General features: G+C 69.3%; 30 protein-coding genes. 29 read left to right on the top strand and 1 reads right to left on the bottom strand.

All coding sequences use genetic code 11. The features are described from left to right. Window positions 1-186 precede the first annotated feature (186 nt). The 29 genes from ACQP1V_RS36330 to ACQP1V_RS36190 all read left to right on the top strand — a co-directional run bounded on the left by ACQP1V_RS36330 (window position 187) and on the right by ACQP1V_RS36190 (window position 21,078). Window positions 187-549 carry a hypothetical protein gene (locus ACQP1V_RS36330; RefSeq protein WP_433415060.1) on the top strand — a complete coding sequence of 121 codons (363 nt, stop codon included), beginning with the start codon at window positions 187-189 and terminating at the stop codon, window positions 547-549. A gap of 52 nt (window positions 550-601) precedes the next feature. Then, window positions 602-1,393: a hypothetical protein gene (locus tag ACQP1V_RS36325; protein WP_433415058.1), complete on the top strand. Its 792-nt coding sequence runs from the start codon at window positions 602-604 to the stop codon at window positions 1,391-1,393. Next, complete coding sequence (locus tag ACQP1V_RS36320; protein ID WP_433415056.1) at window positions 1,390-1,629, top strand: hypothetical protein; 240 nt, start codon at window positions 1,390-1,392, stop codon at window positions 1,627-1,629. The genes ACQP1V_RS36325 and ACQP1V_RS36320 overlap by 4 nt, the downstream gene beginning before the upstream one ends. A gap of 131 nt (window positions 1,630-1,760) precedes the next feature. Continuing rightward, complete coding sequence (locus ACQP1V_RS36315) at window positions 1,761-2,078, top strand: HNH endonuclease (protein ID WP_433415054.1); 318 nt, start codon at window positions 1,761-1,763, stop codon at window positions 2,076-2,078. A 125-nt stretch (window positions 2,079-2,203) separates the two neighbouring features. Then, complete coding sequence (locus ACQP1V_RS36310; RefSeq protein WP_433415052.1) at window positions 2,204-2,638, top strand: hypothetical protein; 435 nt, start codon at window positions 2,204-2,206, stop codon at window positions 2,636-2,638. A gap of 3 nt (window positions 2,639-2,641) precedes the next feature. Further along, window positions 2,642-4,228, top strand: a complete 1,587-nt coding sequence (locus tag ACQP1V_RS36305; protein ID WP_433415050.1) for a hypothetical protein — start codon at window positions 2,642-2,644, stop codon at window positions 4,226-4,228. Then, a complete protein-coding gene (locus ACQP1V_RS36300) occupies window positions 4,210-4,401 on the top strand; it encodes a hypothetical protein (RefSeq protein ID WP_433415048.1) in 192 nt (63 codons plus the stop codon). Before ACQP1V_RS36305 ends, ACQP1V_RS36300 begins: the two co-directional genes overlap by 19 nt. Further along, window positions 4,398-5,729 (top strand): phage portal protein, encoded by a 1,332-nt coding sequence (locus ACQP1V_RS36295; RefSeq protein ID WP_433415046.1) that lies wholly within the window; start codon window positions 4,398-4,400, stop codon window positions 5,727-5,729. The genes ACQP1V_RS36300 and ACQP1V_RS36295 overlap by 4 nt, the downstream gene beginning before the upstream one ends. Then, a complete protein-coding gene (locus ACQP1V_RS36290; RefSeq protein ID WP_433415044.1) occupies window positions 5,729-6,445 on the top strand; it encodes an HK97 family phage prohead protease in 717 nt (238 codons plus the stop codon). The genes ACQP1V_RS36295 and ACQP1V_RS36290 overlap by 1 nt, the downstream gene beginning before the upstream one ends. After that, window positions 6,445-7,674 (top strand): phage major capsid protein, encoded by a 1,230-nt coding sequence (locus tag ACQP1V_RS36285; protein ID WP_433415042.1) that lies wholly within the window; start codon window positions 6,445-6,447, stop codon window positions 7,672-7,674. The genes ACQP1V_RS36290 and ACQP1V_RS36285 overlap by 1 nt, the downstream gene beginning before the upstream one ends. Before the next feature lie 58 nt (window positions 7,675-7,732). Next, window positions 7,733-7,915: a hypothetical protein gene (locus tag ACQP1V_RS36280; protein WP_433415040.1), complete on the top strand. Its 183-nt coding sequence runs from the start codon at window positions 7,733-7,735 to the stop codon at window positions 7,913-7,915. Beyond that, a complete protein-coding gene (locus tag ACQP1V_RS36275; protein ID WP_433415038.1) occupies window positions 7,912-8,103 on the top strand; it encodes a hypothetical protein in 192 nt (63 codons plus the stop codon). Before ACQP1V_RS36280 ends, ACQP1V_RS36275 begins: the two co-directional genes overlap by 4 nt. Further along, entirely contained in the window at window positions 8,100-8,696 is a 597-nt protein-coding gene (locus ACQP1V_RS36270; RefSeq protein WP_433415036.1) for a hypothetical protein, read from the top strand. The genes ACQP1V_RS36275 and ACQP1V_RS36270 overlap by 4 nt, the downstream gene beginning before the upstream one ends. Before the next feature lies 1 nt (window position 8,697). Beyond that, window positions 8,698-9,138 (top strand): hypothetical protein, encoded by a 441-nt coding sequence (locus ACQP1V_RS36265; protein WP_433415034.1) that lies wholly within the window; start codon window positions 8,698-8,700, stop codon window positions 9,136-9,138. Window positions 9,139-9,141: 3 nt separating this feature from the next. After that, a complete protein-coding gene (locus tag ACQP1V_RS36260) occupies window positions 9,142-9,558 on the top strand; it encodes an HK97 gp10 family phage protein (RefSeq protein WP_433415032.1) in 417 nt (138 codons plus the stop codon). A gap of 9 nt (window positions 9,559-9,567) precedes the next feature. After that, window positions 9,568-9,912 (top strand): hypothetical protein, encoded by a 345-nt coding sequence (locus tag ACQP1V_RS36255; RefSeq protein WP_433415030.1) that lies wholly within the window; start codon window positions 9,568-9,570, stop codon window positions 9,910-9,912. Further along, window positions 9,912-10,202 (top strand): hypothetical protein, encoded by a 291-nt coding sequence (locus tag ACQP1V_RS36250; protein ID WP_433415028.1) that lies wholly within the window; start codon window positions 9,912-9,914, stop codon window positions 10,200-10,202. The genes ACQP1V_RS36255 and ACQP1V_RS36250 overlap by 1 nt, the downstream gene beginning before the upstream one ends. Before the next feature lie 47 nt (window positions 10,203-10,249). Next, window positions 10,250-10,687 carry a hypothetical protein gene (locus ACQP1V_RS36245; protein ID WP_433415026.1) on the top strand — a complete coding sequence of 146 codons (438 nt, stop codon included), beginning with the start codon at window positions 10,250-10,252 and terminating at the stop codon, window positions 10,685-10,687. Further along, on the top strand, window positions 10,684-11,172 hold the full coding sequence (locus ACQP1V_RS36240) for a hypothetical protein (RefSeq protein ID WP_433415024.1): 489 nt from the start codon (window positions 10,684-10,686) through the stop codon (window positions 11,170-11,172). The genes ACQP1V_RS36245 and ACQP1V_RS36240 overlap by 4 nt, the downstream gene beginning before the upstream one ends. Before the next feature lie 297 nt (window positions 11,173-11,469). Beyond that, on the top strand, window positions 11,470-15,045 hold the full coding sequence (locus ACQP1V_RS36235; protein WP_433415022.1) for a phage tail tape measure protein: 3,576 nt from the start codon (window positions 11,470-11,472) through the stop codon (window positions 15,043-15,045). Between the two features lie 4 nt (window positions 15,046-15,049). After that, window positions 15,050-17,368, top strand: coding sequence for a carbohydrate binding domain-containing protein (locus ACQP1V_RS36230; RefSeq protein ID WP_433415020.1), 2,319 nt, complete (start codon window positions 15,050-15,052; stop codon window positions 17,366-17,368). Between the two features lie 9 nt (window positions 17,369-17,377). After that, window positions 17,378-17,878 carry a hypothetical protein gene (locus tag ACQP1V_RS36225; protein ID WP_433415018.1) on the top strand — a complete coding sequence of 167 codons (501 nt, stop codon included), beginning with the start codon at window positions 17,378-17,380 and terminating at the stop codon, window positions 17,876-17,878. A gap of 9 nt (window positions 17,879-17,887) precedes the next feature. Next, window positions 17,888-18,376, top strand: a complete 489-nt coding sequence (locus ACQP1V_RS36220; RefSeq protein WP_433415016.1) for a hypothetical protein — start codon at window positions 17,888-17,890, stop codon at window positions 18,374-18,376. Window positions 18,377-18,385: 9 nt separating this feature from the next. After that, a complete protein-coding gene (locus ACQP1V_RS36215; protein ID WP_433415014.1) occupies window positions 18,386-18,865 on the top strand; it encodes a hypothetical protein in 480 nt (159 codons plus the stop codon). Between the two features lie 8 nt (window positions 18,866-18,873). Continuing rightward, entirely contained in the window at window positions 18,874-19,227 is a 354-nt protein-coding gene (locus ACQP1V_RS36210; protein ID WP_433415012.1) for a hypothetical protein, read from the top strand. Then, the gene (locus ACQP1V_RS36205; protein ID WP_433415010.1) at window positions 19,224-19,733 is read left to right on the top strand and encodes a hypothetical protein; all 510 of its coding nucleotides are present in this window, start codon (window positions 19,224-19,226) and stop codon (window positions 19,731-19,733) included. The genes ACQP1V_RS36210 and ACQP1V_RS36205 overlap by 4 nt, the downstream gene beginning before the upstream one ends. Next, window positions 19,730-20,068, top strand: a complete 339-nt coding sequence (locus ACQP1V_RS36200; RefSeq protein WP_433415008.1) for a hypothetical protein — start codon at window positions 19,730-19,732, stop codon at window positions 20,066-20,068. Before ACQP1V_RS36205 ends, ACQP1V_RS36200 begins: the two co-directional genes overlap by 4 nt. Before the next feature lie 3 nt (window positions 20,069-20,071). Next, entirely contained in the window at window positions 20,072-20,842 is a 771-nt protein-coding gene (locus tag ACQP1V_RS36195) for a peptidoglycan recognition protein family protein (RefSeq protein ID WP_433415006.1), read from the top strand. 41 nt (window positions 20,843-20,883) lie between these two features. Then, a complete protein-coding gene (locus ACQP1V_RS36190) occupies window positions 20,884-21,078 on the top strand; it encodes a hypothetical protein (protein ID WP_433415004.1) in 195 nt (64 codons plus the stop codon). 93 nt (window positions 21,079-21,171) lie between these two features. Here the strand turns inward: ACQP1V_RS36190 and ACQP1V_RS36185 are convergent, their stop codons facing one another. Further along, complete coding sequence (locus ACQP1V_RS36185; protein WP_433415002.1) at window positions 21,172-21,492, bottom strand: hypothetical protein; 321 nt, start codon at window positions 21,490-21,492, stop codon at window positions 21,172-21,174. Between the last annotated feature and the right edge of the window lie 126 nt (window positions 21,493-21,618).

Raw genomic sequence — 21,618 nt, 5'->3', positions numbered from 1 at the left:
CGCCTCCAAAGTGCTCATGACCTGCACAAACGGCCGTGCGAACCGTGATCCGATGACAGATGACGGATTCTCTCCGGTTCGCGCCTTCACACGCGTATGTACGCGCGCGTGTACGCGCACGCGTGAACGGCGTCAAGCGGGAGCACGTGTCACATCTGTCATTCGTCACAGCAGGTGGATCTGATCATGGTCGAGCACTTCATCTCCACGCCCGCCGACCTGATCGCCTGCCACCGCTGCGGACAGCCCACCCTCACCGGCTGGTCCGAGGGGCTCCTTGCCCGCGCCGACGTCACCCCCCTCGACCAGGTCGCCGAACTCGTCGCCCTCGTCGAAGGCCGCATGACCTACGACTTCCAGCCCATCGGACTCCCACGACGGCCCTACCTCATCCACCGGCACGCCTGGCGAATCCAAGCCACCCGGAAATGGCAGGTCGTCGCCGACCACCGATGCCCACCCGGGCTGCATTTCCCGCCACCACGAAAACCAGCAATGGAACTCGTCATTCCAATCGGCCAGCTCATTCCCGACAACCCGCAGTTCTGAATCAGGGGGAACAATGAAACTGATCTGCCCCGTTCCGGGGTGCAGCCACCCGATGCCCGGACACCTGCGGGTCTGCCGATCCTGCACAGCCGGAGTTCTGCGCGACCTCTCCGACGTGCCCAGCCTCGACCGGCACCTTGAACTCGCCCTCACCCGCCAGACCCACATGGGAGACGGTGCCGGCGGCCGTACAGCGGAGACCAGCACCCCTTGGGACGAGCGAGCCCGCGAAGCCGAACAGGTCCTTCGCTCCACTCTCACCGGCTGGACTCGAGTCCTGACCGACAGCGTCCAGCCCTACCGCGGCCCCATCTGCCGGACGAGCTGCGGGCACCGCTCCTGCGTCTATCTGTCCCTCGGGCGCATCCCCGCCGACACGCTGCCCGCCATGGCCGTCTGGCTGATGCGTCACCACGCTCAGCTCCTCGGCAGAGCCTCCGCAGACGAAGCGGTGGACGAGATCCGTGCCGCCGTACGGCAGGCCCGGCGCGCCATCGACCGGCCGCCCGGCGTCTGGTATGCCGGACCGTGCGGCGTAGAAGGCTGCCAGGCGGACCTGTACGCCCGCCACGGTGCCCGAACCGTCCACTGCCGTACATGCGCAGCGATCCACGACGCAGCGGCCCGTGAGGCGTGGCTGATGGAGCAGGCCGCCGATCACCTCGGCACCGCCACCGAGATAGCCCGCGCCGTACAGGGCTGGCACCCCGGGCTCACCCCGAGCACGATTCGGGGTTACGCACACCGAGGGCGGATCGTCAGCCGAGGAGCGGACGGGCTGGGTCGGCCGCTGTACCGCATCGGTGACGTCCTCGACCTCCTGCACGAAAGGATCTCGTCATGAGCATCTGGTCCAGCGTGCCCGGCCGCGACATCCTTGCCCTCGACGGTCACAGCGAGGCGGCGAACTACCGCGCTGAAGGTGAGGCCAACATTGAGATCGACGTGGCCACTACCAACGCGCACGACCACATCCGTCTGGCGCTCTGGGGAGGCTGCCCAGACGTGTGCGCGCTGCTGTCTCCCGAGACGGCTCGGCAACTCCGTGACCGCCTGTCAGCTGCGCTGGACCAGGCTTGACAGTGACCTGCGCGAACGCCATGCTGTGATCAGCTGAGAGTAATGGGCCCGCCACCGAGCGGGCCTTTGCTATTTCCCCGGCTCATCCCTTCCCGCCGCGCATCTGGCATGGGACACCTGGAGCCCACACAATGGCACGTCGCGAATGCCTCGACTGCACAACGCTGATCGGCTCCGGGACGCGCTGCCCACGGTGCGCAGCCCTACGGGAGCAGGCCCGAGGCACCACCACCGAGCGTGGTCTCGGCTGGCAGCACCAGCAGGCAGCAGCCCAGGTGCTCGCCCACGCAGACATCTGCATGATCTGTGGACTTCCACCGACCAGCGATGACCCATTGACCGCCGGTCACGTCGTCGCCCGCGTCCACGGTGGTCAGAGCACGATCGACAACCTGCAGCCCGAGCACCGCAGCTGTAACAGCAGCAAAGGTGCAGGTCAGACGAGGTGAGGGGGGGACCCCCACGGCGTCAAGATCATCGAGTCTCCTGACCCGCGCCCACCTGTCTTTTTGTCCGTACGACTCTGGCTGAACGGGCCAGGCCCCAGACCTGCACTTTCGGGAGGTGATCACTTATGGCCGGTATGGGTCCGCCTCCGAACCCGAACCGCAGGCGCCGCAACGCGCAGCCCGCGACGCTGAGGCTCCCGGCCGGCGGCCGTCAGGGGGAGACCCCACCGTGGCCGCTGCCGAAGGCGAAGAGCGCGGTCCGCGCCCGGCGAGAACTGGAGGTGTGGGCGGAGCTGTGGCGGACCCCGCAGGCGGCGGCGTGGGAGCGGCTGGAGTGGACGCGGACGGTGGCCCGCTACGTGCGGTACCTCCTGGCGGCCGAGGCTGGGGATTCCCGGATCGCCGCCGAGGTGCGCCAGATGGAGGACCGTCTCGGGCTGAACCCGATGGCGCTGCTCCGGCTGCGTTGGCAGATCGAGGACGACCAGGACGCCGAGGTCCATGAGCTGCGCCCCGCGGCCTCGGAGGGCCGGCGGCTGCGCGCGGTGGACCCGGAGTAGCCGATGCCGTGGCGTGGGCCGGAGGTCAAGGGCGAGTTCCCGACCTTGGGCTACCACATCGGGGACTGGATCGAGGGGAACCTGATCGTCCCGGACGGCGACCGGATGGGCCAGCCATACCTGCTCACTGACGAGATGTGGCACTTCCTGCTCCGGCTGTACCGGCTCCGGCCGGACGCGACGGCCGACATGGGCAGCGAGGCGTTTGTCTACTACGGCGCGCAGCTCGTGCGCCCGCAGAAGTGGGGGAAGGACCCGTTCGCGGCGGCCCTGATTTGCGCGCACGCGCTGGGGGAGGACCAGTTCGCCGGCTGGGATGCCCGCGGCGAGCCGGTGGCCCGGCCGCACCCCTCGCCATGGGTGCAGTGCGTTGCCACCAGCGAGGACCAGACGGCGAACACGTTCGCGCCCATCGTGACGATGCTGAGGGACGGCCCGCTGGCCGATTCCCCGGGCCTGGATATCGGTGAGACCCGGATCAAGCTTCCCGGCATCGGCTGGATCGAGCCCGCGACGTCCTCGGGCCGGGCCCGCCTCGGTGCCCGGCTCACGGAGGCCACGTTCACCGAGAGCCACCTCATGGTGGAGTCCAACGGCGGCGTGCTCCTGGCCAAGAACATGAAGCGCAACATCGCCGGCATGGGCGGCCGGTGGATCGAGATCACCAACGCGTGGGATCCCACCGAGCAATCCGTCGCCCAGCGCACCAACGCCGCGAAGGCACCCGGCGTGCTGATCGACTACCGGCCGCCCCGCGCCCGGGTGGACCTGGAAGACGACGCCGCGGTGCTGGAGGAGATCCGGTACGTCTACGGCGACTCGATCCGCTCCCGCGGCGGCTGGGTACGTGAGGGCCGGATCCTGGCCGACATCCGGGACGAGTCCACCGGGGAGAACGAGGCCCGTCGCTACTTCCTGAACGAGACGACCGGCGGCGCTTCCGACGCGGTGGACGGGATCCGGTGGGCGGCGCTCGCCCGGCCCGGCGAGGTCCTGGCTCCCGGGGCGAAGGTGGCGCTCGGGTTCGACGGCTCCCGCAATCGGGACGCCACATCGCTCGTGGCCTGCCGGGAGGACGGCCGGATCTTCCACCTGCGCACCTGGGAGTGCCCCAAGGACGCCAAGGAGTGGACGGTCCCGCGGATTGAGGTGGACCAAGCCGTGCGGGACGCGTTCGCCGCCTACAAGGTCGGCTACCTGTACGCCGACCCGTACCGGTGGCAGGACTACATCGACACATGGTCGGCGGCCTGGCCAGACAAGGTCGTGGAGTTCCCCACGAACGTGGAGGCCCGGATGGACCGGGCGATCGAGCGGTTCCTGACGGCGTACAAGGCCGGCGAACTCACTCACGACGGGGACGAGCTGCTGACGCGGCATGCGGGAAACGCGGCGCTGGCGAAGGGCAAGCGGAAGCCGCCCCGTGAGGACGGCGGGCTACCGGAGTTCTACCTGCGGGTGGTGAAGAAGCGTCACGGCGTGTGGATCGACGCGTTCGTGGCCGCGATCCTCGCCTACCACGCTCGGGGCAAGGCGGTGGAGGACGACGTATGGAAGGACAGCGTGGCGCCGTGGGTGATGTACGCATGACCGTGCCGCCGCTCTGGCTCACGGGCGCGGGGTTCGCGGTCGGCTGCCTCCTGGCCGTCGTCGGGGTCGCCCTGCTCGCTGGGATCGCGTGGGCGCTCATCGTGGGCGGGACAGCCCTGGCCGGGGCCTCGCTTCTGCTCATTCCTGTGGACGAGCGGGAGAGCGGTCAGTGAACCTCCTGCAGCGCGTGAGGCGGCGCCGTAAGGCGTGGTCGGAGTCGCCGTTCTGGGATGCCGAGCGGCTGCGGTACCCGCTGCTCGGCTCCTCCTCGCTGACCCCCGACCGGGAGCAGATCGAGAACGACTTTCAGGGCTACGTCGAGGGGATCTACAAGCGGTCCGGCCCGGCGTTCGCGCTGATGGCGGTCCGCCAGCACGTCTTTTCCGAGGCCACGTTCCAGTTCCGGCGCCGCCGCGGTGGCCGGCCCGGTGACCTGTTCGGCACGGACGCCCTGGCGCGGCTGGAGAGCCCGTGGCCAGGCGGGACGACCGGCGACCTGCTCAGCCGGATGATCCAGGACGCTGACTTGGCGGGCAACGCGTTCTATGCCTGGTACGCGGGCCGGGTCAGGCGGATGCGGCCGGACCGGGTCAGCATCGTTCTCGGGTCGAAGTCCGAGCCCGAGCTCTCCGCCGGGGTGCTGCCGCTGGACTTGGAGGTCGTTGCCTACCTCTACAGTCCGCGGGCGCTCGGCAGCGACGACGATGTGGTGCTGTTGCCGAGTCAGGTCGCGCACTTCGCGCCGATCCCTGACCCGGACGCGGCTTTCCGCGGCATGAGCTGGCTGACGCCGGTCCTGCGGGAGATCAGCTCAGATTCGGCGGCCACGAAGCACAAGGGCGCGTTCTTCGAGAATGCGGCGAGTCCCGCGATCGCGGTACGGCTCGATCCGTCCGTGACGCCGGAGCTGCTTGCCCGCTTCAAAGCGGTGATGGACGCCGAGCACAAGGGCGCTGAGAACGCGTTCAAGACGCTCTACCTGGGCGGCGGCGCGGATGTGACCCCGCTGACCATGGACCTACGGCAACTCGATTTCAAGGCCGTCCAGGGAGCCGGTGAGACGCGCCTCGCCGCGGCGGCCGGCGTCCCGGCGAGCATCGTCGGCTTCTCGGAAGGCATGCAGGGATCGAGCCTGAACGCCGGGAACTACGGGTCCGCGAAGCGCAGGTTCGTTGATGGCACGATTCGGCCGCTGTGGCGCAACGCCGCCGGGTCCCTGGCAAATCTGATCGACGTCCCGGCCGACGCCGAGCTCTGGTACGACGCCCGCGACATCGCGTTCCTGCGGGAGGACGCGAAAGACGCGGCCGACATCCAGCAGGTGAAGGCCAACACGATCCGCCAGCTCGTGGACGCCGGCTACAAGCCGGAAACCGTCGTGGCGGCCGTAGAAGCCGAGGACATGACGCTCCTGGAGCACTCCGGGCTGTACTCCGTGCAGCTCCAGCCGCCCGGCAGCGGGCAGATCACGCCGAGCACCGACCCGGCAGGAGGGCAGTGATGGACACCAAGGGCTTGCGGGTCGAGATCAAGGACGCCGACCGCGGGGAGATCACCGCGATCTTCTCGACGCTGGGCGTCAAGGACTCCGATGGGGACGTGACCCTGCCAGGCGCGTTCGAGGATGGCGCGGAGATGCCGATCAGCGCCTACGGCCACACCTCGTGGGCCGGTGCGCTGCCCCCGGGCAAGGGCCGAATCCGGACCACGAAGACCGAGGCAATCTTGGAAGGCCAGTTCTTCCTGGACACCACCCACGGGGCCGACACCTTCAAGACCGTGCAGCGCCTGGGGGCGCTGGGCCAGTGGTCGTACGGCTACGACGCGATCAAGTACAGCTACGGGGAGCACAAGGGCGCCCGCGTCCGCTTCCTGGAAGGTCTGAAGGTCCACGAGGTCTCCCCGGTCCTCCTCGGGGCCGGTGTGGGGACCCGCACTATCGGCGCGAAGAACGCGCCCATGAGCTTCGCCGAGGAGGCACGGCAGGTCCTGGCCGCCGTGACTGGCCTCGGTGACCGAGCCGCGGACGTCTTGGCGAAGCGGCTGGAGAAGGGCAAGGGGCTCGGCGCCGAGAGCGCCGGACTGCTGGAGCAGGTGCAGGCCGAGATGAAGCGTCTCGGCGAGCTGCTCATCCCCGAGTCGGAAGTCGACAGGGCCGACCTGGAGCGGGAGTTCCTGCGCATGGTCGCCCGCAACATCGCCAAGGAGAGGCAGTAATGACGATCACGTTCCCGGCCCTGGACGAGGCCGAGGGCAAGCTGAACCACGTCCGCAAGAGCCTGGCCGACGTATTCGCCGAGGCCGGCGAGACCCTGGACATGGACAAGGTGAAGTCCATCGAGGGCGACAGCGCGGCCAAGGTCGAGTGGATCCGTGCGAAGAACGCCGAGATCGACGAGCTCGCCGTGAAGGTGGAGGGCCTGCGCGAGGTCGGCAAGGCCGCGCAGAAGGCGCGCGAGGGCGAGAAGGGCGACCGGCCGGCGGAGCCCGGCGACGAGCGCGGCCAGCGCGACGCCGGGACGAAGTCGATCGGCGAGCTGTTCACCGCCTCGCAGGCGTACAAGGGGCGCCAGGGGTCCAGCGGGCCGGAGGCGCATCTCGACGTTGAGGTGAAGACGCTCTTCCAGACCACCGCGGGATGGCTGCCGGAGACGACCCGGACCGGCCGTGTGGTGCCGTTCGCGACCCGCCCGATCCAGGTCATCGACCTGATCCCGGGCAACACCACTGGGCAGGCGGCCGTGGTCTACATGGAGGAGACCACGTTCACCAACGCCGCGGCGGAGACGGCGGAGGGCGGCACCTACCAGGAAGCCGCGCTTGCGCTGACCGAGCAGACCAGCCCGGTCCGGAAGATCGCCGTGTGGCTGCCGGTGACGGACGAGCAGCTGGAGGACGAGCCGCAGGCCCGCGGCTACATCAACAACCGCTTGCCCTTCATGCTCCGGCAGAGGCTGGACGGCCAGATCCTGACCGGCAACGGCACCGCGCCGAACCTGCGCGGCATCCTCAACACGGTCGGCATCCAGACGCAGGCCAAGGGCACCGACCCGACGCCGGACGCGGTCTACAAGGCCATGGTGAAGGGCCGTGTGGTCGGCCGCGCGATGCCGGACGCGGTCGTGTTCCACCCGACGAACTGGCAGGACGTGCGGCTCCTGCGCACCGCGGACGGCATCTACATCTGGGGCTCGCCCTCGGAGGCCGGCCCGGCGCGCATCTGGGGACTTCCCGTCGCCGAGTCCGACGCCATCACCCTGGGCACCGCGCTGGTCGGCGACTTCGGGAACTTCTCCGAGCTCACCACTCGCCGCGGCGTCGACGTCCAGGTGACCAACAGCCACGGAACGTTCTTCATCGAGGGCAAGCAGGCGATCCGCGCCGACATGCGGGTCGCGCTCGTCATCTACCGGCCGGCCGCGTTCATCACGGTCACCGGCCTGTAAGGGCTTCGGAGGGGCGGCCGGGCTGGCTGCCCCTCCGGTCATCTCGAAGGAGGGTGAGATGCCGATCATCGAGGGGGCGCGCAAGCGCCCGTTCACCAAGGCCGGCGCGCCGGTAAACGGCGACTTCAACGGGCAGGCCGCGAAGGGCGACCAGTGCGCCGACACCACGAACGGCGTGCTGTACATCAACACCGGGACGCTCGCCGCCACGGTGTGGACGGTCGTCGGAGCGCAGACGTGACGCGAGCGGAGACGCGGCTGTGGCGCACGGTGGATGGCGGCCTGGTCGCGGACGGACACCCGGACGCCGAGAGCCTGGCGTACGCCGAGGGGGACGAGATCTCCGAGGCGGACCAGGAACGGCTGGTGGAGGAGAAGAAGGCGGGCCGGCCGACGAACAAGGCGCGGAAGGCCACGGAGGACAAGTGATCCTCGACCAGCCCGCGGACTTCATCACGGTCGCCGAGCTCAAGATGCACCTGAACAAGTCGAGTTCGGTCACCGTGGACGATGTCGAGCTGGCCCGGTTCGTGTCTGCGGCGTGCCGGATTGTGGTGGACCGCGTCGGCCATGTGTCGCCGGTCGCGGCGGTCACCGACCGGAGCGTCCGCCATGACCAGCTCGTGCTGGAGCATCGGCCGGTCGTCTCCATCACGTCGGTGGTGAAGCTCCCGGGCGGTGAGGCGGTCCCGGCCGCCGACGAGCTGGCCGGGACGAACGGCTGGTCGCTGACCTCTCCCGAGGGCGTGCTGTCCGTGGCCGGGATGTCGGGACGCCTGCGGGTGTCCTACATGGCAGGCCGGGACCCGATCCCCGGGCGCATCACCATGGCGGCGTTGGAGCTGGCTGCGCACCTGTGGCGCGGGTCCCAGCTCAACCAGGCGGGCGGCCGCCCGGCGCTCGGCGACAGTGACGCGCTGTCAGCCTCGGTGCGGCCATACGCGCTGCCGTACCGAGTGATCGAGCTGCTCGGTCTGAAACCCGCTGGTGTGATGATCCGCGACCAACCGTTGGTGGGCTGACGTGAGCACGATCCCGAACGTCCTGGACGACCTACTGCAGCGGACACGGCTGGCTCTCCCGGGCGTGCAGGTGCTCGACGGGCAGCCCGTCACGGACACAGAGCCCGACGTTGTGGCGATCGGCTTCACCGGCTCACCGGGCGAGGCGGCCGTGGACGCGACAGAGGACCGCGCGCAGCTCACCACATCGCCCGACAGGGAGCGCTACGGCATCACCTGTCTCGCGTCGTCCTGGCGCGGCGACACCGACGCCAGGGCTGTCCGGGATCGCGTCTTCGAGCTGCTGGCCGCGCTCCGTGGCGAGCTGCAACGGGATCCGACCCTGGGCGGGCTGGTGCTGTCCGCCCGCATGGCGGTGGTCGCGTTCGCGCAGGAGCAGACCACCGCCGGCCCGGTCGCGACTGCACAGTTCGAGATCCGCATCGATGCCTTCGCGAGGTGACCGGTGCCCGGTGAGATTCAGAAGCTCGTCGCCGACCTCAAGCGCGTTCCGATCGAACTCCGGCGTGAACTACGCCCCGCCGTACGGGCGGCCGCTCAGCGGGTCCTGGACGACGCGAAGGACCGGGCGTCGTGGTCGTCCCGGATCCCGGGGGCGATGCGGATCTCGGTGAGGTTCTCGGGGCGGATGGCGGGCGCCTCGGTTGTCGTATCGGCCGCCAAGGCGCCGCACGGCCGGCCGTACGAGCACCTTGGCGACCCCGGGTCGTTCCGGCATCCGGTGTTCGGCCACCGGGACCGATGGGTGTCTCAGCAGGCGAGGCCGTTCCTGTTTCCAGCCGCTCGGGCGAACCGCGACCGGGTCGCCGAGGAGATTGACCACGCGGTGGAGCAGTCGCTGCTCCGTACCGGATGGAGATGAGGAGGAGACGTGGCAGCACTGCCCACGAACGTGGTCCCGAACACGGGCCTACGGATCGACAACCTGTTCGTCAACGCATCGGCAGGCGGCGACGACTGTGTCGCTGGGCCGGGCGTGAACCTGATCGTGAAGAACGGCGCTGGTACGTCTGTCACGGTCACGCTGGCCTATCCGCAGCCGTACGACGGTGATCAGCCCGTGAGCGGCCGGACGTTCACGGTCCCGGCCACCAGCGGCGAGTTCGTCATCCCGGTGCGGGATGTCTACCGCAACCCGGCGACCGGCCGTGCGTCGATCAGCTACTCGGCGGCGGCCTCGGTAACGGTGGCCGTCGTGCGGACGCAGGTGGCGTGATGGCTGAGATCAAGATGACGCACCCGGAGATCGAGGGCGCCGAGATCGACGTGCCGGAGTCCAGTGTTCCGTTCCACCACGCCGCCGGCTGGGTGCTGGCTAACCCTGACACGGAACTCACACAAGAGGCGGCGATTCGCCATCTGGTGGACGCCGGATACGCCCCCGAAGCCGTCGCCGCTGTGCTGAAGGGGGGCCAGGGGGACGCCGGAGACCCGGGCGCCGAGGGCAAGCCCACGAAGGACACGACGCCGAAGGGTCGGCGCGGAACCGAGAAGGATGGTGACTGATGGCCGCTACGCCGATCACCGCATCGACCAGGTACATCAACCCTGGCGTGACGGTCGTCTACTGGTGCCCGAGCGTCGCGAACAAGAACTCCCCGACCAGGGCGGAGCTGAATGCCGGCACCGACCTGTCGCGGGAGATCGCCGACGTCTCCGGCTGGCAGACGACCTCGAACCAGGTGGATACGCCCGACATGGCGACCCGTTTCACGGGCAAGATCCCCGGGCGTATCTCGGCGGACGACTCCTCGCTGACCTTCTATGCGAGTCAGGACAGCATCGATGTGCGGTCTCTGCTGCCGCGGGACACCGCCGGGTTCGTCATCTGGATGGACGGGGGTGACATTGCCAACCGGAAGATGGATGTCTACCCGGTCCGTGTCTCGTCGGTCGGCAAGGCGCGTTCGGTGGGCGACGAGCCGGCCCGCATCACGGTCCAGTTCGCGGTCACCTCGCAGCCTGCCGAGGATGTGACGATCCCGGCATGAGCCTGCGCGAGAGGCTGCAGCAGCGGGCCAGACCCTCCGCGGTCTGGCCGCTGCGCATCGACGACCCGACCGAGGCGCGTGAGGCGCTGGAGCGGGCGGAGCACGAGCTGCGGGTCGCGGTCATCGCTCATACCGAGCGCGCGCCGGAGATCGCCGAAGCGGAGGCTCGGGTGGCGGCGGCTCGGGCCGCGCTCGCGGCCTGCTACGAGCCGATCGAGCTGGTCGCGCTCGCGCCGCCGGAGTTCGAGGCCCTCGCGAAGGAGCACCCACCCACGAAGGACGATGAAGCGTGGGCGGAGTCGTTCCCGAGGGCTCTCTTCCTCGCCTGCGTGCGCTCGGAGCTGACCCGGGATGAGTGGGCGGTCGTGCTCGACTCCCAGCTCTCGCAGGGGGAGAAGACCGAGGCGCTGAACATGGCGTTGCAGGCGAATCTGAGGGTGCCGGACGCCGGGCTCCCAAAAGACTGGACGTCGATCCTCAGCTAGAGCTGGAGCTGGAGGTCTGCGAGCTGTACGGCATCCGTCATAGCGAGTTCCTGTCGTGGTCGAGCGACGACCGGGACAAGGCGCTGTGGCGGCGTATCCGGGCTCGGCAGGCCTGCCCGACGTGCGGGACGCGGGCGGAGGAGTGGGACGAGCGTGTCGGCGGCGACCGGCACGCCTACGTCGCAACCGAGGTGCGTTGCCGGGGTTGCGAGGTCCTGGAGATCAAGCGGTCAGCGGTCAGCGGCGACGTGGGCCGCGGCGTGCATATCGAGCTACGACCGAGAGAGAGGGCGGCGGGTGGCAATCCAGCTCCGGCGTGATCTGCGGGTCAACATCGACGCCGACCCTGCCGGGTTCCAGCGCGGCATGAAGAGCGCGGAGGAGTCCGCCAGGACCTTCGAGCGGGAGCTTGCGAAGATCGAGGCCGCGCAGCGGCGGCAGCGCGAGCAGATGCACCGGGTTGGTGTCGGCTTCGCTATCGGTGGCGCGGCGATGGCAGCCGGGCTTGGGCTCGCCACCGCCGCCGCGATCTCATGGGAGTCCGCGTGGGCGGGCGTGGCCAAGACCGTGGACGGCAGCCAGTCCCAGATGGCCGCTCTCGAAGGCCAGCTGCGGGAGCTGTCCAAGGAACTCCCCGCCTCGCACAAGGAGATCGCGGCCGTCGCCGAGGCGGCCGGGCAGCTCGGCATCAAGCGGGAGGCCATCGCCAGCTTCACCCGCACCATGGTGATGCTGGGCACCGCGACGAACCTCAGCTCTGATGAGGCGGCGACAGCGCTCGCGCGGATCTCCAACATCATGGGCACCGCCCAGGAGGACATCGGCCGTCTCGGCAGTGCGCTGGTTGAGCTGGGCAACAACGGCGCCTCGACGGAGCAGGACATCGTGGAGATGGCGCTGCGGATCGCGGGCGCCGGTAAGCAGATCGGGCTGACCGAGGGGGAGGTTCTCGGCTTTGCCAACGCCCTGTCCAGCGTGGGCATCGAGGCGGAGGCCGGCGGCACGGCTATCTCGCGCGTGTTCATCAACATCGCGACCGCAGTCGATGAGGGCGGCGACCGGCTGGACGAGTTCGCCCGGGTGGCGGGCATGTCGTCGTCCCAGTTCACGGCCGCGTTCCAGCAGGACGCGGGCGGGGCGATCACATCGTTCATCTCGGGGCTGGACCGGATCAAGAAGTCCGGCGGGTCGGTCTTCTCCACGCTGTCCAACCTCGGGCTCGGGGAGATCCGCGTCCGGGACACCCTGCTCCGCACATCCGCGGCCGGCGACCTAGTCGCCCAGTCCCTGCGGATGGGCAACGAGGCATGGAAGGACAACACCGCCCTCGTCGAAGAGGCGTCGCGCCGCTACGAGACCACCGCATCCAAGCTAAAGATCGCGTGGAACCAGATCGACGACTTCGCCATCACCGTGGGCAATACCTTCCTCCCGGTGGTGGGCGCGGCTGCGGAGAAGACCGGCGCGTGGATCGACGTGATCGGGGACATGCCCGCGCCGCTACGGATCGCCGGGACGGCCCTCGGCACGATCGCGGCGACAGCGTCGCTCGTGGCGGGCGCGTTCTTCATGGGGGCGCCGAAGGTCGCCGCCTTCAAGGAGTCGCTCGACAACTTGGGGCCGCGCGCGCAGAAGTTCCACAAGGGCCTCAGCTCGATCGGAAGCTTCCTCGCCGGGCCGTGGGGCGTCGCGCTCGGCGCGGCCGTCGTCGGTCTCGGGCTGTGGATCGACCACCAGGCCGAAGCGGCGGAGCGGGCACGCGAGTGGGGCCGTGCCCTGGAGCAGGACGCCGGCGCCCTCGGAGCGAACACCCGCGCTCTCGCCGTGCATCGGCTGGAGCAAGAGGGACTCCTGAAGGTCGCCGAGGCCAACAAGATCAGCCTTGGGCAGTTCACCGACGCGATCATGGGCAACTCCGCGGCGCACGCCGAGGTCACGAAGCAACTCGACGCGATCATCGCCGCGAACAAGGCCAAGTACGACAGCGATCAACTCTCGTTCGAGGGCTACAAGGCCGGGGTGGACGGCGCAATCCAACTCCGCGGCGCGCTGCGCGGCCAGAACGAAGAGCTGACGGCCGCGCTGGAGGCGTACCGACGCCAGCAGGCCGCGCAGGCGGGCGCGGCCGGGGCCGCCCAGACCCACGCTGACGCGGAGAAGCTGCTCACCCAGCAGATGCAGGCAGCAGACACGACCGCAGACGAGCTGCGTAAAAGCCTGGACGCGCTGGTCGGCGGCCACATCAAGGCGGACGAGGCGACGATCTCCTACAACCAGGCGATCGCCGAGATGAGCCGAGCCCTGCAGAAGAACGGCGCCGACTTCCGGCTCACCAGCAAGGCGGGCCAGGAGAACACCGAGAAGACCATCGCCGCGGCGAAGGCGGCGGCGGACCGGATCGTCGCGTTGAAGGAAGAGGGCCGATCCAGCGAGTACGTGGCACGCGCCGCAGTGCAGCAGCGCGACGGGCTGATCAAGGCGGCGATGGCCGCCGGAATCTCCCGCGAAGAGGCGAAGAAGCTGATCGCCAAGTACTACGAGATCCCCAGCGAGATCATCACACGCATCAAGGCGGATACTGCGCAGGCTCGGGTGGCGTTCGGCACGATCTTCACGCAGATGCAGAAGATGGCCAACGGGGTCAGCATCCCTGTCCGCTACGTGCAGTACGGGCCGGGCCCGTCCCGCGTCGGGCCGGGCGGCGTGCTGGGCCAGCAGCCGTACATGCGCGCGAGCGGTGGCTACATCTCCGGCCCCGGGACCGGCACGAGCGACAGCATCCCAGCCATGCTCAGCAACGGCGAGTACGTGGTCAACGCCCGGAGCACGGCCAAGCACCGGGACCTGTTGGAGGCCATCAACGCCGGGCGGTTCGCCCGTGGCGGCCTGGTCCGCGGGTACGCGTCCGGCGGGGCGGTCGGTGGCGTGTCGGTGCCGCTCTCGGAGTTCGTGGACCGCTTCATGGGCGGCAAGGCCATGTCCAAGACCGACTACCTGAAGGTGGTTCGCGCGGAGAAGGACGCGGTCTCGCAGCTGCGGGCGGCGGAGCGGAAGCTTGCCGAGGACCGGCGCAAGCACCGGAGCGCGAAGACGATCGCTGACGACGAGGCGCGGGTCGCGAAGGAGCGGCGGGACCTGGCAACGGCGACGGAGAAGCTGAACGCGGCCTCGACGGTCTACAACCGGTCCAAGCTCAAGCCCACGGCCCGGCTGACCGCGTCCCTGGACCTGGGGATCAAGAAGGCGTTCATCCGCAACGTTCAGAAGATCGCCGACATGGGGTTCGGCGAGCTCGCTCAACAGCTGCTCGCGATGGGAGGGCCGGATGCGGAGAAGTATGCCGCGGACGCCGCCAAGCTCTCCAAGTCCAAGCTCAAGGCCCTTGAGGCGAAGGTGAAGACGGCGGCGAGCCAGCAGGCCAAGCTTGAGCAGCTGCCTGCCATCTTGAAGATCAAGGATGCGCTCAAGCACGGCGCCAAGTCGGTTCAGTCGATGATGCTCTACACCGGCTTGTCCGAGGACGAGATCGCCGCCGCGAACGAGGTCGGCCACCTCTTCGCGGCCGGGGGAATCATGCGGTACGCGTCCGGTGGCTGGCGGCCTGGCCCGGGGATCGCGACCCGGCCCACCGTGCTGTTCGGCGAAGGCAGGCATCCCGAGGGCTACGTGCCGTACGACCCGGCCTATCGGTCCCGAGCCATGGGCCTGGTGTCGAAGATGGCGGCCGACTTCGGCATGGGCGGCAGCGTCGTCAACCACATCGTCGTCAACGGCGCGATGGATCCGCTCGCCGTCGCTCGGCAGATCGAGCAGGTGATGACCAAGTTCTACAGGGCCAACGGCCGGTCCTCCACCAACATTCAGGTCCGGTGAGCTGATGCCGCACGCACCCATCGTCGAAGTCGACTGGCCGAACAGCGGGACGTGGACGGACGTCACCCGCTACGTCCGCGACGAGTCCGGCATCGTCATCACCCGCGGCCGGGGAGACGAGCAGTCGGACATCCAACCCGGCACCATGTCGCTGACGTTCCACAACGATGGCCGCTTCACCCCCGGGCTCGCGTCCGGCGCGTACTACCCGAACGTGAGGAAGAACCGGCCGATCCGCTGCCGCCTCGTCCGCTGGACGAAGAACATGGTCACCAACAGCAGCTTCGAGACGGACACGGCGGGCTGGGGGACGGGCGGAAGCGCGCCGCCCTCCATCGCCGTCTCCACTGCCCAGGCGTGGAGCGGCACGAAGTCGATGCTCGCCACGTGGGGCGCCGGCGGCGCGCTGCCGCTGGTGGAGACCACCGTCTACGGCTTCGAGATCGGGGAGGTCTACACCGCGTCGGCGTACGTGCGGGTGCCCTCCGGCGGGTCGCCGGCCGTGCTCCTGGCCGTCGCGGGCGGGGCGCTCAGCAACGCCTCCACCATGACGAACGCATGGCAGAGAATCACGCTGACGTTCACGGCCACGAACACCTTCCACACGCTCCAGATGTGGCCGGCTACCTCGCCGGCAGCCAGTCATCAGGTGTGGGTGGACGCGGTGCAGGTCGAGCGGGGAGCGCCGGCCAGCGCCTACAGCCGCGCGGACGCGACGATCAGCACGCGGTTCGTCGGCCGGGTGAACGAGTGGCCGGTCGAGTGGACCGAAGGTGCGACCCTGGCCCTGTCCGATGTGACCTGCACGGACGTGTTCAAACGGCTCGGCGGGCTCGACCCCATGCGCTCCCTGCTGGAAGAGGAGATGCTCTATCTCCAGCCCGATGCGTACTACACGCTCGGGGACGAGGCGGACTCCACGTCGGCGGGGGACACCTCGGGCAAGGGCCAGCAGAGCATGCGGACGTATCAGGTGTCCGGAGCCGGGGGCGTGGTCAGCTTCGGCGCGGAGGATGGCCCGTCCGTGGACGCGCTCCCGGCTCCCCGCTTCACGCCGTTCAGCTTTACCCAGGGCAAGGGGCTGCGCGCGGACTTGAAGCCTGCGACGGGGTCGCTCGTCATCGCGTGCTGGATCAAGACCACCGTGCCGGGGCGCGACTTCCTGCAGGTGTGCAGCCGGTACGGGGGCATCGGCGGGGCGGCCGTCGTGCTCAACGTGGACGCGGCGGACGGCACGCTGCGCGTGGCCGCGTTCCTGGGCGAGGACCTCGTGAGCGGCGACTTCGGCAACAGCCCGGGGATCACCACCAATCTGGCGGACGGCAAAGACCACCTGGTGGCGGTGCTACTCAAGTCGGACGGCGGCGTGTTCGCGTCAGTGGACGGCAACGTCGGCGCGAACGGCTTCAGCTACGGCAGCATCATCCAGCCCGACCTGTATGACCGGCTGGTCGCGGGTGGCTTCCAGTCGCCGGACGGCACCTCGAACCTGTTCGATGGCGTGCTCAGCCACGTCTGGTACGCGCGCCGTACGACACAGCCGGATTGGTCGTGGGCCTACTCAGCGGGCAGCGGAGTGACGGAGTCCACCGCAGACCGGTTCAACCGCGTTCGCGGGCTGCTGAAGCTCTGGGGAGTCATCAGAGGGTCGTCCACGACACAGATATCCGCCCAGGCCGCCGGGGGCGTGGTGCCCCTCCAGGCGCTGCGCGACATCGCTGCGGTGGAGGCCGGGCTCGTCTACGCGTCCCGGAGCGCGGCGGAAACCGTCATCTTCGAGTGTCGGAACTGGCGCTACAACCGGGCGCCGGCTGTCACGCTGACGGCGGCGGAGATCTGGGAGGGTCTCCGCTGGTCCGACGATGACCAGCCGATCGAGAACGACGTGACGAACCGGCGGGAGGGCGGCGCCGACCAGCGGGTGACGAATCAGGCGAGCATCGCCGACTACGGCATCTACACGGGCGGGTCCTCGCAGCCGTGGGCGTCGGACGCGGATGCCCTGGCGGATGCCCAGTGGCGCGTCTATAAGGGCGCCGACCCACCGCCGAGGGTCACTCAGGTGACGGTGGCGGCGTCCACCCTCGCCTCCTATGCCGCGGTGCTCGACCTCGATATCAGCGACGTGGTCAGGCTCACCGGACTCCCAGCACCCTCCCCGCAGGCGACGGTGGACCTGCACATTGAGGGCTACTCCGAGACCATTTCGCTCGTCCTGCACACGATCACGTACAACACGGGCCCGGCCGCGCCCAACCAGGTGTGGCAGCTCGGTGTGCCTGGCCGCTCCGAGCTGGGCGTCACCACCCGGTTCGCACTGTAGGGAGGGCTCGTGGCCGTACCTGTCAGCCCGGTTGCCGGCGCGATGGCCGACAAGGCGCTTTGGGACGCCGAGGTCTACGACAAGTGGACGGATGTGTACGCGGGCTGGACGCCGTACACGCCCGTCTGGTCGTGCTCGGCCACCGCGCCGAACCTCGGCAACGGCAGTTTGACCGGGGCGTACAAGGCGATCGGGAAGACGGTCGAGTTCCGGATCCGGTTCGTCGCGGGGAGCAGCACGGCTTTCGGTGACGGGCTGTGGAGCTTCTCCCTGCCACAGGGGTATGCGCCGACCGCTGTGCAGTCCGCGCCTGGCATCGCGATCAACGGCGCGGCTTCGGTGCGGTGGCCGCTTGCCTGCTGGCTGTCCACGGGGACGGGCGTCTTCCGGATGTGCGTCAACGGCACTGGCGGTATACGGACGAACGCCGGTACTCCGGCCAACTCCTCGCCTTTCCAGTGGTCCAACAGCGCTCAGGTCGTGCTCGGCGGCGTCTACGAAGCTTCGTAGGAGGAGAACGTGGCGGCACCCATCAGCCCGGCCTCGGCGGCGGTCATCGACGCGGCATTCTGGAAGCAGGAGATCACCGACCGTTGGACGGACCTGTACGCAGGGTGGACCGCGTACACGCCTGTCTGGACGGCCGCGACCACAAACCCGGGCCTCGGCAACGGGACCCTTCAGGGGGCGTACAAGCGGGCCGACGTCGGCAAGGCGGTCCTGTTCCGGCTCCGCCTGGTGATGGGCTCCACGACGACGTACGGCAGCGGCGCGTGGAGCTTCAGCCTCCCGCCGGGGCACAACGTGCAGGCGTTCCAGACGCTCGGCGGCCACGTCCACGACGTCCTGCCCAACTCCAACCGGTGGGCGGTCTGCGTGCTGCTATCCAACAGCGGCGGGATTGAGCGGATCGCGGTGGACGGCTCGACAGGTCTGGCGTCCGGCGCGCCGCACGCGTGGGCGGTCAACGACCAGCTCGTGCTCACCGGCAGCTACGAGATCAGCTAGGAGGCGCTCGTGGCGGATCCTGTCGCGCCGGCTGATGGCGCTTACATCAACAAGGCGTTGTGGGATGCCGAGGTGACCGGCAGGTGGTCGGACCTCTACAGCCCGTGGGCCGGCTACACCCCGTCCTGGTCGGCGGCCACCACGGCTCCGGTGCTCGGCAACGGCACGCTGACGGGGGCGTTCATCCAGATCAGCCGGACGGTGCATCTCCGGCTCAGGCTCGTCATCGGTAGCAGTACGAACGCCGGGGCCGGCGCCTGGTCGTTTTCGCTGCCGACCAACCATGTCCTGACCGCGATCCAGACGATCGGCGGTTTCGTGTCCAACTCGGCCGGGTCGGTCCGCTGGCCCGTGAGCGGATACCTGTCCAACGCGGGCGGGATCGAGCGGCTCGGGACGCTCAACAACATCCTCGGCCCCGCCGCGCCGTTCAGCTGGGCGAGCAACGACCAGCTCGTGCTCACCGGCAGCTATGAGATCACCGGATAAGGGGCACAGTGATCGAATTCTTGCCCGGGCAGGGCCTGATGTACCGGCCCGCGTGGGGGCCGACCGACACGACCCCGCGCGGCCTGCTCACCTACGCCCGCGAGGTCATCGTCGCGGCAGTCGCCGAGGCCGAGGACTGGCTGATCGAGCACGGCAGCATGACGCCCTGGGAGCTGGCCAGCACGAACCTGGCCGCGCGAACGGTGATCGCCTGGTGGACCCAGGAGTTCGGGTTCGTCCAGGAGACCCACCCTGATGCGCAGCTCGTCGTGGTCGTGAACATTCCCATGCCCGACGTGCCGCCGTCCGGGCCCGCGGAGCCCGAGCCCATCCCGGCGGACGGGGCGGGGGAGGAGTTGTGACGGACGTTCTCGACCCGGCCAGCCCGCGCGCGCTGCTGCGCCGGGTCAAGGCGTTGGAAGACCGCTTTCGGGCGCTCGCCGTGGTCCTCGCGGGCGGCCAGTACGCCGCAGACATCGGCGGGGCCCGTGACATCAACACGACCGGCGTGTTCCAGACGTACATGGGGGCGCCGTCCGTCGTCGTGGTTGTCCCGACCTCGGGCCGGCTGCTGGTCTCCTGGGGATTCCGCGGCTACAACAACCAGACCACGGCATCCACCGTACGGCTTGCACCTGCGATGTCCGGCGCGAACACGGTCACCCCGTCGCCCGGGGACTCCGGAGGCGCCACCGTCGTCATCGGATCGACGACGGCCACGACCCCGATTCCCGCAGACATGACGAGGCTGTTCGAGGGCCTGGCGCCCGGGACAACGACAGTGGCCCTACAGGCGTACATCTCCAGCGGCACGTCCGCGACCAACAAGATCAATGACTCATGGCTGCGCGTGGAGCCGCTGCCGTGACCGAGATCCTCGCCGCCTGCGTCGCCCTCGCCACCCTCGCCGGCGGCGGGACCGTTGTCGTCACGGTCATCCGATTCCTGAAGCGGCTCAGCGACGACCTGGACGACTGGCGGGGCGAGCAGGAGCGGCCAGGCGTGCCAGAGCGGCCGGGCGTTATGAAGCGGCTCGCCTCGATCGAGACACGTCAGGGCACCATCGAGGCCCAGCTACATCCCAACGGCGGGTCGAGCCTCCGTGACGCCGTCAACCGCACCGACAAGCGGTCGGAGCGCCTGGAGCAGCTGCTTGAGGAGCACCTGGCCGACCACCTGAAGCAGAGCCCCAAGGAGGGATGAGTCATGGTCGATCTCGTCACCCGCTTCGAGTGGGGCGCCCGTGCGCCGCGCGGCTCCTACAGCCTCCTGGCGTCCACGAAGGGCGTCAAGGTCCACTACACCGGCGGCAGGGTAGACCCGAAGATGCTCGACGACCACGACCTGTGCGTGACCGCCGTGCGGGACATCCAGGCGTTCCACATGAACGGCAACGGCTGGACGGATATCGGATACACCGCGGCAGCGTGTTGGCACCGGAAGGTGTTCATCGGCCGTGATCTCCACCATCTGCCCGCCGCCAACGGGGCCGGCCGCAACTCCGGTCACTATGCCGTGCTCGCGCTGGTCGGCAACGCGGGGTTGGTCGAGCCGACCGGGGACCTGCTGCTCGGCGTCCTGGACGCGATCGACTGGCTGCGAGCGAAGGGCGGCGCCGGACAGGAGATCAAGGGCCACCGCGACGGGTACAGCACGGACTGCCCCGGGCCCGCGCTGTACGCCTGGGTGAAGGCGGGCGCTCCGCGGCCCGGCGGCGGCGTGTCCCCGGCCACCGGCGGGCGGGTCCTGGCGTTCCCCGGGCGGCTGCTGAAGTACCCGCCGATCACGCGTGGCGACGACGTGCGCCGGTGGCAGAAGCAGGCGAAGGCGCTCGGCTATCAGCTCGACGTGGACGGCGCGTACGGGCCGGCGTCGCGGGCGGTGTGCCGAAAGATCCAGCGCGCGGCCGGGCTGGGCGACGACGGGATCGTCGGCAAGTTCACCTGGCGCGCGACGTTCGCCGCGAGACCCAAGTAGATGCGTCCCGCCGCCGGCGGGCTGTCCCCCGAGGAGGGGCAATGATCAAGGTTGGTTCGTCCGCCAAGGCCATCGTGGCGGCGTTCTCCGCCGGTACGGCCGCGCTCGTCACCGCGATGGGCGACGGCGCCATCGAGCCCGGCGAGTGGGTCACCGTGGCTCTGGCCGTGCTCGGCGCGCTGGGCATCACCTATGTGGTGCCGAACGCCGCCCAGTCGGAGCAGCGCCAGCGGTAGTCGCGCATAAACAGGTCCGCCCGCCCCTCTGGAGTGAGGGGGGCGGGCGCTGGAGATCGTCCCGAAATGTGGCTTCGACGACCGCTACCCCACCTAGCTGAGGGCCTTTTCCAGCTGCGCCTTGGTCATCTTCGACCGCCCCTTGATGTTGCGGCGCTTGGCCTCGGCGTACAACTGGTCGCGCGTGCGCCCCTTCGCGCCGGAGTGCGATCGCAGCCCGCCGCGTCGACCGGAAGAGATGTCGTTGATCGAGGTACGGCTGGCGGTCTTGGATTCCCCGGCCCGGGCGCGCTCCTTGTTCACCGTGCGAGCCGCGATCTCCTCGGCGAGGTCTTCGCTGCGGCCGCGCTCGCGCAGGCTTCCCTTGATGTGCTCGTACTGGCGTTCCCGCTTCGGGCTCGAACCCCGAGGCATAACCCTTGTCCCTTCGCGCGTCTCCTTCGCAAGGGCTCCGGGCCGGAGCCCTCACCTACGCCCATGCCCCCGACGCGACGGTTCTCACCAGCGAGTCACCCGGCACGTTTGAGCCCGCTCTCCCCT

It is taken from the genome of Microtetraspora malaysiensis (genome assembly GCF_050947145.1).
GTDB lineage: Bacteria > Actinomycetota > Actinomycetes > Streptosporangiales > Streptosporangiaceae > Microtetraspora_A > Microtetraspora_A malaysiensis.
This window is presented reverse-complemented; position numbering and strand designations above follow the sequence as displayed.

What these genes read in the sequence shown, in the direction of transcription:
- ACQP1V_RS36330 (WP_433415060.1), top strand. Translation starts at nt 187, where the DNA reads ATGGTCGAGCACTTCATCTCCACGCCCGCCGACCTGATCGCCTGCCAC.
- ACQP1V_RS36325 (WP_433415058.1), top strand. Translation starts at nt 602, where the DNA reads ATGCCCGGACACCTGCGGGTCTGCCGATCCTGCACAGCCGGAGTTCTG.
- ACQP1V_RS36320 (WP_433415056.1), top strand. Translation starts at nt 1,390, where the DNA reads ATGAGCATCTGGTCCAGCGTGCCCGGCCGCGACATCCTTGCCCTCGAC.
- ACQP1V_RS36315 (WP_433415054.1), top strand. Translation starts at nt 1,761, where the DNA reads ATGGCACGTCGCGAATGCCTCGACTGCACAACGCTGATCGGCTCCGGG.
- ACQP1V_RS36310 (WP_433415052.1), top strand. Translation starts at nt 2,204, where the DNA reads ATGGCCGGTATGGGTCCGCCTCCGAACCCGAACCGCAGGCGCCGCAAC.
- ACQP1V_RS36305 (WP_433415050.1), top strand. Translation starts at nt 2,642, where the DNA reads ATGCCGTGGCGTGGGCCGGAGGTCAAGGGCGAGTTCCCGACCTTGGGC.
- ACQP1V_RS36290 (WP_433415044.1), top strand. Translation starts at nt 5,729, where the DNA reads ATGGACACCAAGGGCTTGCGGGTCGAGATCAAGGACGCCGACCGCGGG.
- ACQP1V_RS36285 (WP_433415042.1), top strand. Translation starts at nt 6,445, where the DNA reads ATGACGATCACGTTCCCGGCCCTGGACGAGGCCGAGGGCAAGCTGAAC.
- ACQP1V_RS36280 (WP_433415040.1), top strand. Translation starts at nt 7,733, where the DNA reads ATGCCGATCATCGAGGGGGCGCGCAAGCGCCCGTTCACCAAGGCCGGC.
- ACQP1V_RS36250 (WP_433415028.1), top strand. Translation starts at nt 9,912, where the DNA reads ATGGCTGAGATCAAGATGACGCACCCGGAGATCGAGGGCGCCGAGATC.
- ACQP1V_RS36240 (WP_433415024.1), top strand. Translation starts at nt 10,684, where the DNA reads ATGAGCCTGCGCGAGAGGCTGCAGCAGCGGGCCAGACCCTCCGCGGTC.
- ACQP1V_RS36230 (WP_433415020.1), top strand. Translation starts at nt 15,050, where the DNA reads ATGCCGCACGCACCCATCGTCGAAGTCGACTGGCCGAACAGCGGGACG.
- ACQP1V_RS36195 (WP_433415006.1), top strand. Translation starts at nt 20,072, where the DNA reads ATGGTCGATCTCGTCACCCGCTTCGAGTGGGGCGCCCGTGCGCCGCGC.
- ACQP1V_RS36190 (WP_433415004.1), top strand. Translation starts at nt 20,884, where the DNA reads ATGATCAAGGTTGGTTCGTCCGCCAAGGCCATCGTGGCGGCGTTCTCC.
- ACQP1V_RS36185 (WP_433415002.1), bottom strand. Translation starts at nt 21,492, where the DNA reads ATGCCTCGGGGTTCGAGCCCGAAGCGGGAACGCCAGTACGAGCACATC.